A 12255-nucleotide genomic window follows, 5' to 3' on the forward strand; every position below is an offset into this window, starting at 1 on the left:
ATGTAACTCACATCAAAATAATTTTATTTTTATAGCTATTATTTTTTATTTTATTCTAATAAGTTAGGTTATATTATGGCGTATATAATTAATAATTAAATGGAAATAATAATGGAATCATTTTCTCGTGACCTCAAAATTAATATTCAGGCTGGGGCACCAATTATTCAAATTATTAGCCACGACACATTACGTCTTCAAGCTGAGGTTATTGAGGCCGGTGAATCTGATGGTATAAATCGACAAGTTTATTTTTGGAATCGAACTGAAGGATTGAAATGTTACCAAAGTGGTTCAATTAATAACTCAATCACCTCACTTGATGAGGTGTTAGATTGGTTTCTATCCATTGATAATAACGATGATGGTTTTTTAGATTCAGATGTCGAGATGAGTCCTGAAGGAAGTATTGTACTTTTAGACGATATTCGCCATGAGCTTGAAGGCGATAATCCCAAACTATTCAGTAAACTCCGTCTATATGCAATAAGAAAAGGAAGTGGTGAGAACCTTGATCGTACGTTAATACTTTCTCAACCCGTGCCTAATTTACCTATTGAGTTAGAGAAAGATACCCATATTCTTCATTTGCCTTTACCTGATAGATCTACCTTAAAAACACTATTAAATGCAACTAAAGATCATTATGACATCCAAGAACGAAATTTTGATGAAAGCAGTCGTTTAATTGATGCTGCGTTGGGACTATCAAGTGCAGAAGCGCAATTAGCATTTGCTAAAGCCGCTGTTGATCGCTCTCAATTAACTGAATTGGAGATTGATATTGTTGTTGCGGAAAAAGAACAAGTAATTAAAAAATCAGGTTTGCTTGAATATTTTCATCCTAAAGTCGGACTTGATGACTTGGGTGGACTGAAAAATTTAAAGCAATGGCTTGACCGACGAAAATACGCATACACAGACGATGCGCGTGAGTTTGGTTTGGAGTTTCCGAAAGGGATTATGATGTTAGGTTTACCTGGTACAGGTAAAAGTCTTGCAGCTAAAGCAGTATCAAGTAATTGGCAATTACCCTTATTACGTTTGGATATGGGAAAAGTATTTGGTGGTATTGTTGGTCAATCGGAAGAAAATATTCGTAATGCCTTACAACTAGCTGAAACCATCTCACCTTGTATTTTATGGATAGATGAGATTGAAAAAGGTTTATCTGGGCTTCAGGGGTCAGGAGGCAGTGATGGTGGGACAACAGCACGTGTTTTGGGGACGTTTTTAACTTGGATGCAAGAAAAAACGAGTCCAGTATTTGTTTTAGCCACTGCGAATCATATTGAAATGCTACCGCCAGAATTGCTACGAAAAGGACGAGTAGACGAAATATTTTTTGTAGATTTACCAGTGCTTGAAGAACGAGTTGAAATTTTAACTATTCATCTCAAAAAACGAAATGATCGACACGAGATGTTCACTAAAGATGAACTGCTAGAACTTGCCAAATTAAGCCAAGGATTTACAGGTGCTGAATTAGAGGAAGCAGTGAAAGAAGCACTGTTTATGGCATTCAGTGATTCAAGAGATATTGATGCCGATTTTATAAAAAAAGCGATTGAATCAACGTCCCCATTATCAGTCACTATGCATGAGGTGATTAGAGATACTCGAAATTGGATAAAGGGTCGCGCTGTCCCTGCAAGTAATGCAAAACCTGAATCTCTCAATTTAAATACTGACAATAAACAACTAAAGCTAAAACAAGAAAGTAAAAATCCATTTATTAAGTCACAAGGATAAGGTAATGACCAATCCTTATATTACTGCGTTAAACGATCAGGTTTATAACGGCGTACAGGGTTCCAAAGCGATTGATGATTCATTCGAACCTTTTCGCCGTTATTTAGATAATGCGCAAAGAGCATTGGAAAAAAAAGAAGTGAGCTGTGAATGGCAAAAACTTCCATCTCCAAATGCTGTTTTATCATGTAAACAATTGGTATTTGAAATAAAACCACATACGTTAGTTGAATTTGAACTAATGGATAAAGGCTGGTTTGAGATAATTGAAGATTTAGATGAAGAAGCCCCATTATCTGATGACTTTGATCCAGATATTAATGAACCTATCAGCATTGGTCGCGGTAAAACCAGAACAAAAATAAGTTTAGATAACGATGGCTTTATACAGGAGGCACAACGATTTTATATAAAGCTAGGTGATTGTGAAGAATCAAAAATTTCATGGACTGGTTATTCGTTGAAAATCCAGCCTCTTACGACTTCATTACCCGAACAACTTAAGTTATTACAGCAAGGTCAATTTTACGAAGCAAAGCTTATTGATAAGGCAAGATATCGATTAAACGGCTTACCGGATGCAAACAAGACTATTTTATACGGCGACAAAAAACTCACCTTTAAAATTATGTCTGATTTTAGTTCCCCAGACAATGCAATCAATATCGATGGTTGTAGCTATATTGTTGCTGACAAAAAACCTAATATTTCTAATGCAGATATAAAAAATGTAACCAAGACATGGTTAGAGCAACTGTCCCTTGTCAACTTACGAGATGAAAACTGCAACATGCTACCCAATGAATGGTCTTTGGGTTTGCATGAAGGCAAAGTGACCTTAGATACACTTGATGATACTTGCCCTAAAACTTTGCGACATGAGCAATTAATCAATCTAGAAATACAATGTAAACAGAATAATAGTGACATAAATTGGATTCAATTAGTCAGCCTCGATCACGGCGATGACACGGGCACGGGTCAAGACCCTTTAGAATACTTTTTTGAAGATCAAATAGATATTCTTGATCAGAATGAGAAAGCACATGCTAAAGCTGGATACCGTATTTTAAAGTCACGGCCAGAAGAGCGACAAATATTGCTTTGTCGTAAGAACGACAGTAAAAGACAAGCTGTTTTACCTAAGTGTAAACAGTTAAAAGTAAAAGTTAATACACAAGCTCTTTGGCGTCAGAAAGAAGCAATCACTAGCCTAAAATTATCTCCAGCAATAGATCAAAAGCCATTGCTAGATTTATTAAAAAATAGAAAACAACAACATTGGCCTGAATTTACGCCTGTAAACTCTCATAAACTAGAATGGTCAGTTCTCACTGATACAGAGTTTGATGGTTGTGATAAACAAAGAGAGTTTGTAACAAAAGCCCTTGCCACGCCAGATTTTGCCATTTTAGACGGCCCTCCAGGTACAGGTAAAACAACGACAATTCTAGAGTTAATTATCCAACTAGTACGTCAAGGAAAGCGTATATTACTTACGGCTTCAACTCATGCAGCTATCAATAATGTATTAGAACGTGTAGATGAAAATCATTTAAACAATGAAATATTTCCACTTCGGATTGGTGACGAAAATAGAGCTGTAGGTGTTGAGCATTATCAATATGATAATTTAGCAGATAGTTTTTCGAGTTCATTAAACGGTAATGATCATGATCAACTACTGGTTGATTCGTCAAATCTTGTCTGTGGCACAACTATGGGAATTTTACGTCTATTTAATAACAAGAGTTTATCTTTTGATGCTGGTGAATCGCCTTTTGATGTGATGATTATTGATGAGTGTAGTAAAACGACATTTGCTGAATTTCTCGTACCGGCACGTTATGCGAAACGTTGGATTTTAGTGGGTGATGTGAAACAGTTATCGCCGTTTACAGATCGCGAACAAATCACGGCTAATTTAAAACAGTTAGTTTTAAAGCATAAAAGTCGCGATAGAATAGAAGAGTTACTCACCCCTGAAACTCAACGAGCGTGTTTCCTGCTAAGTGAATTAAGATCGTTAAATCAAAATAATAACGGGCCTCGAGAATGGGGCTACCATGACAAAATCATTGTGCCAGTTACAACACTCGAACTTACGGCCCTACAAGCTGAAATTGCAGCGCGATCTAAAAGCAAAAATACGCAAACCGTATTTGAGTCAATATGCCTTGTTGGTGTGAATACTCAGTGTTTTGGTGTCAATGGTTTAACACAAAAAAAATTACAAAATGAACCCTGGTTACTCTATGAATTCAATCTACTCTTTTGTGAAGAAAAATTATTACTATCAGCTCAAAACTTAATGCCAGCGGATAGTGTTATTTTAGACCCTAAATGGGGTTTGTCTAGTCATGGGTTTCGTCACAAAGCAAGGTGGGATGGAGTACACCACTTTACGATTAAAAATGGTAAACCAGAATCCAATGCCACAAATATACATGACCAGTGGTTAAGGCATGATAAAGAAACCAATTGGTCTGAAGAAGTTGTTTGGCGTTTGGAACGTGAATATTGGTTGCGTTTTTTAAAGACCGATACTGGGAGAAATCGCCAAAATAAAGCTCAAGGTATTCGAAAGCAACTAGATCAGTTATTCCCTCAATCGGTCAATGCAATAGGGAGAATTTATGGTATCCGAAACATGGCATTTCCTTCTGTATTAGAAGCGCTTTCTGGTTCTGGGACACTAAAACAAAAAAATGATGCCGAAAACACCTTAAATTTTGGCTTTAATGATAATGAAAAGCAGTGCCGCCATACAACGTTAACCTATCAGCATCGCATGCACCCTGATATATCACAATATCCCCGAAAGCAATTCTACTCAGATGATAATAGTCAAATATCTCTATTAGATGGTCGTCAAACAAAAACAGCAAGAGACTGGCAATACAATCGATACGATAAACATGCGGTGTGGTTGGATGTAAATGGCAATACACATGGCAATGCCAATGAGCAAGAAGCCAAAGTAATTATCAATGAACTATCTGTATTTTGTGATTGGGCATCTCAGCAAGATAAAAAATACAACGTCGGGATTTTAACATTCTACAAAAAACAAGAAAAATGCTTACGAGATAAATTACAAGCTTTAACTGGCGACAGACGTTCTTTCGCAAGATTTAATTTTAAGAATGTGGAAATAAAACTGAGTACTGTTGATTTTTTTCAAGGACAAGAAGCAGATCTTACTTTCCTTTCGATGGTGAATACAAGTCGTGATGGCTTCTTAGATAGTCCAAACCGATTAAATGTCGCGATTACACGGGCTCGTTTTCAATTAGTTGTTGTCGGCCAACATGCTTATTACCGAAATAACTCTAGATCAAATGAATTAAACGCATTGGCACAAGCATTGCCAATACGAAAAATAGAAGGGTAACCATGCAAATCACATTACAACGCCAAGTTAAGGCTGTTTGCTACCAAGTACTCGCAACAGTTAATGTTGAACAAGAAAGACCGGATCTTCAGCGTATCCTTAAGCAAGTTGAAGGTGACCTAGATCGTTTACCTCCTCGACTTATCGATTATCTTGAAAAAGAAACGTTAATTAAAAATAATAGCTTAACAAAACTAGGTGGAAAAGTTATTGATAGTGGTAAGCATTCTGCTACAGAGCGAGGCATTTACCAAATCTGGTATTTACAAGAAGATGCATATCTTATGCAAGAACCTCTTTTGATGCAGCGGGTCGTAGAGTCAAATACACGTAAAGGGGGTTATCAACAGCGTAATAAGTTTTATGAGTGGGCAGAAACAGAAAAAATAGTGAGAGAAAGTAAGTTTAATTGTGATTTTGAAACTGTTTTTTTGAATGACGGTGCAAAAGTACAAGAAAATAATATCAGTAATTTACACGTTGAAGTGTTAAATACAGGTATTAAAAATAAGCAACAAAATTTAACGCTAACACTCAATTACAGTCTAGAAAAAGGAAAATACCGGGTTGAATTTAAAGTTACAGGCCAGCTCCCAACTAGATTTAATGAACGTGAACATTTTGTTGAAATAAATAATAAATACTTAGATCAACATGACGATACGTTTATGCAGAGTATCCTCGATGCCCTCGATATGCAGTGGGAGGATTCCTCATTAAGAGCGCTGTGTACCACTCCCAAAAGTCATGATGCTTTATCTACATTTATCATGTCTAAACACCGCTTATCTTCAATTGATACATGCTTTGGTTATTTTGATTCAGGTGAGATTAAACTTTTACCAATCAAACCAAAGGATGTTACTACCGCTAAAGAATGGCAAATACAGGCGTTAAATAAGTTGTTTAAATTGGATTATCTATCCGTGCCTCAGGCTAATTACAGTCAACAAATATGGCTTGCTCACCCTGCCGTTAAACATTATAAGTTGCCATTATTACAAGGTCCTGAGTTACTAAATCAATTAGACCGACAACAGAACCCAATAAGTTATTGGCATGCATCAGCAGCAAACTTTCTAATTCCTATGAATACAAAAACACCATTACCAAGTATCACGTTTAAACAAAATCAAGAATTAAGTATAAGTGATTTACTCAGATCTTTAGTGTTAAGTGAACCAATCAAACATATCATTTATTCTGACCGCCATTATAAATCGTCAAAACATGATCGTAACATGCGTGAAATTGTTCGTATTAGTGGCGCAAAATCAGGCGCTATTTATAGTTGCGAACCCAATGCTAAAATACCTGAAGGTTGGACACTTGAAGTAATGCAGAGCAAAAAAGACAACCATGATCGCTACTGGGTTATTGAAACCATTAATAGGTCGATAATATGGAAAGTCACTACAAGTCTAGACTTTATCGATTTTACATATAAAACGCCAAAAATTGAATCGCCGACTACATTTATACAACTTGAAGAAAGTGATCTTCCTGATTATTTACAGCAAGCATTGTCAATGAATATCGTTAAGGAAGCTATCGCATGATCACATCATATGACACAGAGTTCACTATTAATTATGGTGAAGAGTATTTAAATAATATTTTTGTATATCAAGATGATGAATCCGGCTTATGTGAAAATTTTGATGATGATGGTTTTCATATTTGTACTGAATTCAGTTGGACTACATATCTAAATAGTCTTGAAATAAATAAAAGTTTACTGTTATCGACTAGTTCAATAACAAGCGATGATGCAATTAGATCTTTACAAGAACTGGCTGATAACAATATCCAAATATTTTTGTTGCTAGACGATTCAGATGCTAACCGAGAGGCTATTGAAGCATTGTCAGGGCGCTGCTGTATTCGAATTGGAGTCGCCCAGCAAGGTGCTCTAATAATTGCAGACCATCAACAAGAGGAGTTTAAACAAGGCGTTATTTTTTCTAATGATATAGTAGATAATTCTGATTTTTTCTATCATATAGAATTAGAAGAAAAACAAATAGATGATTATTATCGTTTGTTTTGTTACTTATTTTGGACTAAATCGACAAGTGAATATTTAATTCAAGGCAAAAAACAATCTTGTTCAAACGGTGACTCGCCAGTGAACTATATTGATTTACCACATCAACATGTATTATCAGAGAGTTTATTTAGTAAACTTAATACAGCAATAACTCATCAGAGTTCAGTGTGCAGTAATGAATTCTTATTAGAACAATTATCACAAAGTAAAACTACTACAAATGTCTTGATGACTTTAGGGCAATCATCAAAACAGCCGTTATTAAATTTAATTAACGCAACTGACCATATTCAATTATTTGAAAAAAAGGCGTTACCTCAGGTTATTTTATCAAAGAACGAAGCTTGGTTATTACCAACAACAAGTGATGTCAATAGCGTTAATTGGGCGCTCAAGTTAACTGAAAACCAACGCTGTTCTATTGAAAATTATCAAAATGAGCTATTAAGTACTTGTTATTGGAATTTGAATAAAAGAGTTAAGCTTAAGAGCATTTCATCAACAGTGTTATTTGCTAATCAAATGGAACTGGAGGTTAATTACGAAGATGAAATGTATATTTCCCTCAATAATACAGAATGTAAAAGCTTTGATGATTTTGAAAATAAATCAGCGCATATGATTGCTGAAGAACTTAATTTCACTAAGTTCAACGACAGAAACTTAGCCAAAAAGATCCATTACTCAATAACAATAAGCCCCCCTTACCTAGCAAGTAATGCTAAAGAAGATCCTTTACATCAACATTGGCTAGCCCTACAGCAGCACTGGAATGATGAAGTTGAGCGTTTAGAGCGCAAACAATTTCAAATAGAAAAAAGTAAAGATACAGTCAGCGACAACGTTAAACGTTTTATGAGTAACTTCTTAACAGGTCAATTAAATAAGAAACGAACTCAAACTCGAGAATTAGATAAATTGAAAACGGTTACTTTATCTAAACTGTCGTTACAAGCAAGATCTAAAGCTGAAAAAGACATTAATGAGCTTATTTTATCACTTTCATTATCAATGGATAAAGTCGTTGAAGCCACCGATATTGCGGAGCAAGAGTTAAAATGGGATAGAGAAAACTCAAGACTTACTCAAATTTTGGACTCGTCAACAAAAAACAGTGCCCAAGCAGAAAGGGAACTAGAACAATTTAAATTAAAATCTGTTGATGAGACGAAAGAAAACAATATCGAACTATCAAATAACTGGCAGCATTGGTTAGTCGAATTCTGCAAAACAGACTTTGTAAACAAAGTTGCTGAGTATCCTCTAAAGAGGATTAATGAGTTTGGTGCTGAAAACACCAACAACCTGAAAGCATACCTGCATGTACAGTTTAATGACATGCCTAATGAACAATTAATTATGGGGTGGAATGCGTTAATTGATACTTATAAACAGAATCCTATTCTAGAAAAAGAGTTGCCTCAAACAGCTGATGATATTCGAGTATGGTTGAATTCCCATGCAAAAAGTACGACCAAAAAATTGAAACAAACAATCAAAAACCTCATCGATGCTGACGTAAAAAATAACAAGCAAGTACTTACCGAAGAAAGAAAGCGCGTTGAATTTGCAACCGTCGCGTTTAAACAAATGTTTTCTGCATATGAACAAAAAGTGAATGGGTTAAATAGGGAACACAAATCATTGATGAACAATGTGGAACAATTAAATAACAAAAAAAATAAAGATTTATCTGACTTGGATAAACATAGTACTAACAAGATCTTTAAAACTAAAAATAAAGATTCGGTTCTTGCAAAGTTATTTGGTAAGAATGTAATGAACACTAATACGTCATTTGTTTTGAATTGGCCTAGTGAAGAATTACCTTGTGTTGGTAATTTGTATACATGCAAAAATAATCGGTTCCTTGCAATACGTTACAAAGCCGATATTGAATTAGCAAGACAAGAGGCTGCTAGATTGCATGCTGACCTCGTTGTAGAAAGGAGTAGTAAATAATGGCAGAGCAGAAAATTACTTTAATTATTGATGAAGATGGTGCTATTTGTGCTAAAACACAAGGGTTTATTGGCAACACTTGTCTAGATGCGTTAGATGAAATAATGGATGTTCAACCTGTGACCAGCATTCGTACGACAGACGAGTTTAATCATAATGTAGTACGTAATGTAGCTAAAAAAGTAACGCAGGGACGGTCATAAATGAGTGTCGTAATCAAAACTTTAACACCGTTTACTGAGTGCGATGTACTTATTGAAGCACTGACGTCATTAAATGTATCAACAATAGTAAATGGCATAAACATTGTAACTGACCGACATGATTATCAAGGTCAGCAATGCTTTGTTTGGAATGGTGATACTTATTTATTTCAATATGATTCAGATGAACTAAATGGGCGTATTGTAAATAATGCTATACATAGACAGTACACCCCAACGAGACAGTTCTTATCTAAGTTGGAGATTGCTTACAAGACGGCTTATCAGCTACATTTAGCTCGTTTAGCTGAAGCGGAAAGACTGCGTTTAGAACAAGAACGCCTTGCCCGAGTTGAAGCCGTTAGAGTTAAGGCAATTGCGAAAGCAAAAGCCCAGGGCTATCGAGTTAAAGAACAGAAGAAAAACGGTAAAATACAGCTCGTTCTAACAAGAACCATTTAGTTATGTTTGGGACTTGTTTTAACTTAGCTAATATTGAACCATCAAGCCACATTTACGGTCCTGGAGACCGGTTTGTAATTTGGCTACAAGGTTGTACGCTTGCATGTAAAGGCTGTTGGAATACAGCTATGTGGCCCCACAAAAAGAATGAATTGATTGAACGGCAGAAGTTGTTCAATCAAATAATGGACATACCAGGTATAGTTGGTGTGACTTTTCTCGGTGGTGAGCCGCTACAGCAAGCCGAAAACCTTCTTTGGTTAATGAAAAAGCTATCAGAGGAGGGGGTTGATATTATGCTTTATACTGGTTATGAATTTGCTGAAATACAATCATGTAGCAATAAACAAGGTATCTTTGATTTTGTAGACATTTTAATTTCAGGTCGTTATCAACATTCTTTACGTAATACTAATTTAATATGGCGAGGTTCCGAAAATCAAAAGGTTAGTTTTTTAACTGGTAAGTATGATCAAAAAATAATCTTAGAATGTAATCAAGTCGAAATTCATATTGGCGAGTTTGGAGAGCTATCCATATATGGCTATCCCGATCAATTAAAGCTGTAACCGTTGAACTAGGCGAAGCAAATTACGTGGCATTTCCATGGTGATAATCACGTAGAGTTTGCGTGTAATATTCCAGGGCATGCAGAAGCAGGGATGGTAAAGAAAATAACGTTATAAACGACTGTTTTTAAGATAACAAAGCGGTAAGGTGGGTGGCCTTACCGCTTTTTTTATTGTGCCATCAAATTATAATTTGAAGAATGACAATTGTTGTTTTTGTTCTTCTGCTAATCTTGATAACTCAGAGCTTGCACTTGCACTTTGGCTAATGCCCGTGACGTTTTGATTCACAAGCTCAGACATATTAACGACATTGCGGTTAATATCTTGAGTTACTTGAGATTGCTCTTCAGCCGCAGTTGCAACTTGAGTGTTCATATCATTAATCGCATTGATAGATTCGGTAATACCAACCAGAGCATCACCTGCTTTTGCTGTTAGCTCTTTATTTAGCTCTAACATATCAAGGCTTGATTGCATGCTGTCGTTAGCTAAACCTGATTGCTCTTGAAGCGCTTCAATGATCGTTTGAATTTCTTGAGTTGATGATTGAGTACGAGCAGCAAGTAAGCGTACTTCATCAGCAACGACGGCAAAACCACGACCAGATTCACCCGCACGAGCCGCTTCGATAGCCGCATTGAGTGCAAGTAAATTAGTTTGGTCTGAAACCCCACGAATCACTTCAACGACATTATTGATTTGTTCTGATTGCTCTTTAAGGCGATTAACAACCACAGCAGCATCAGTCAATGCTGAAGCCATTTTCTCGCTTGCTTCAGTACTTTGAGCAAATATATCTAAACCTGCATGTGCCAATTCATTGGTTTCACGAGCTGTTTTATCAGCCGCAAGCGCATTATCACTTACGTTATCAGCAGTGCTTGATAGTTCATTGACTGCTGAAGCAACCTGTTCTATTTCGCTTAATTCTTTTTGTGAGTTTGATTCCGCTTCACTCATCACGGCGGCAAGCTCAGTAGACGCTGAAGCGACGCTTTCATTAATATTACTTAACTCTTCAATAGTTACTTGAAGCTGACGAGCCGTTGTATTGATGTCGTTACTCAGTTGCGCAATTTCATTATCACCATCAGACTCTGCTCGTACTGCTAAGTTACCTTCTGCAAGCTTACGGATAACTAATTGTAGTTTTTGAATAGGGTGGACGATTAAGCCTGATAACCACCAAGATGTAAGTAAAGAGACAATAAAAACAAGCAGAATGGTAATGATTGCATTGTGTTGTACTTGAGTATTTCGTTCAGAACTATTTGTTAACTCAGCCGTAGAAATATCATTTATTTTTTGTGATAAGTTATTAATTGATCCCGCCATAATATTGCCCAGCTTACTGTATTGTGCAATTAATGAACTGTAATTATTGTCTACGGTTAACCCTTGTTCTTTCTGCTCTTGATAGGCAAGTATTTTTTTTGAAAACTCTAAATAATCATGAACCGATTTTTTAACTACATTAGCATCAGAGCCGAAGGTTTTGTGCTCAGATATTTCTAAAAGAAGTTGATTAAGTATTTTTTCATTCTTATCCAGACTTTTTAAAAAACTAACTCGATGAGAATGATCATAAATTGCGTACACAGCATTGATTCTCATTGGATACATATGATCATCTATCTTCGCTAGCTGGTCTTTATAGAAAATAAATGAAGTCGTGTTGTCATGCAGGATATTTTGTTCTTTATCTAAGCTATAAGAGGTATACCAAAGAGAAATTAATAGAGCTAGTGCTGTAAAGAATACAGGAAGTAGAACTTGAATTCGTATAGATGTGTTTTTTAATGAAAATTGCATTGTCGCCTCGACAAATAAACAAAAGTAAAGAAAGTTCATCCATGAAAT

8 protein-coding genes and 1 pseudogene are annotated in these 12255 nt (G+C 35.9%); 8 read left to right on the top strand and 1 reads right to left on the bottom strand.

What is annotated here, in order from left to right; all coding sequences use genetic code 11:
* The first annotated feature begins 111 nt into the window (after positions 1–111).
* From A6E03_RS00005 to A6E03_RS20410, 8 genes and pseudogenes are all read left to right on the top strand, one after another.
* Entirely contained in the window at positions 112–1752 is a 1641-nt protein-coding gene (locus tag A6E03_RS00005) for an AAA family ATPase (protein ID WP_065599905.1), read from the top strand.
* 4 nt (positions 1753–1756) lie between these two features.
* The gene (locus A6E03_RS00010) at positions 1757–5146 is read left to right on the top strand and encodes an AAA domain-containing protein (protein ID WP_065599906.1); all 3390 of its coding nucleotides are present in this window, start codon (positions 1757–1759) and stop codon (positions 5144–5146) included.
* Between the two features lie 2 nt (positions 5147–5148).
* Positions 5149–6705 (top strand): hypothetical protein, encoded by a 1557-nt coding sequence (locus tag A6E03_RS00015; RefSeq protein WP_065599907.1) that lies wholly within the window; start codon positions 5149–5151, stop codon positions 6703–6705.
* On the top strand, positions 6702–9158 hold the full coding sequence (locus tag A6E03_RS00020; protein WP_065599908.1) for a hypothetical protein: 2457 nt from the start codon (positions 6702–6704) through the stop codon (positions 9156–9158). The genes A6E03_RS00015 and A6E03_RS00020 overlap by 4 nt, the downstream gene beginning before the upstream one ends.
* Positions 9158–9361 (top strand): DUF2997 domain-containing protein, encoded by a 204-nt coding sequence (locus A6E03_RS00025; RefSeq protein ID WP_065599909.1) that lies wholly within the window; start codon positions 9158–9160, stop codon positions 9359–9361. The genes A6E03_RS00020 and A6E03_RS00025 overlap by 1 nt, the downstream gene beginning before the upstream one ends.
* Positions 9362–9823 carry a hypothetical protein gene (locus A6E03_RS00030; protein WP_065599910.1) on the top strand — a complete coding sequence of 154 codons (462 nt, stop codon included), beginning with the start codon at positions 9362–9364 and terminating at the stop codon, positions 9821–9823.
* Positions 9824–9825: 2 nt separating this feature from the next.
* Positions 9826–10392 carry a 4Fe-4S single cluster domain-containing protein gene (locus A6E03_RS00035; RefSeq protein ID WP_065599911.1) on the top strand — a complete coding sequence of 189 codons (567 nt, stop codon included), beginning with the start codon at positions 9826–9828 and terminating at the stop codon, positions 10390–10392.
* Between the two features lie 12 nt (positions 10393–10404).
* Positions 10405–10509, top strand: a pseudogene (locus A6E03_RS20410) (copper-binding protein); the annotation flags it as partial.
* Between the two features lie 69 nt (positions 10510–10578).
* On the opposite strand, the gene A6E03_RS00040 reads toward A6E03_RS20410, so the two are convergent.
* Entirely contained in the window at positions 10579–12207 is a 1629-nt protein-coding gene (locus tag A6E03_RS00040) for a methyl-accepting chemotaxis protein (protein WP_065599912.1), read from the bottom strand.
* Between the last annotated feature and the right edge of the window lie 48 nt (positions 12208–12255).

This window comes from Aliivibrio sp. 1S128 (assembly GCF_001691065.1).
GTDB lineage: Bacteria > Pseudomonadota > Gammaproteobacteria > Enterobacterales > Vibrionaceae > Aliivibrio.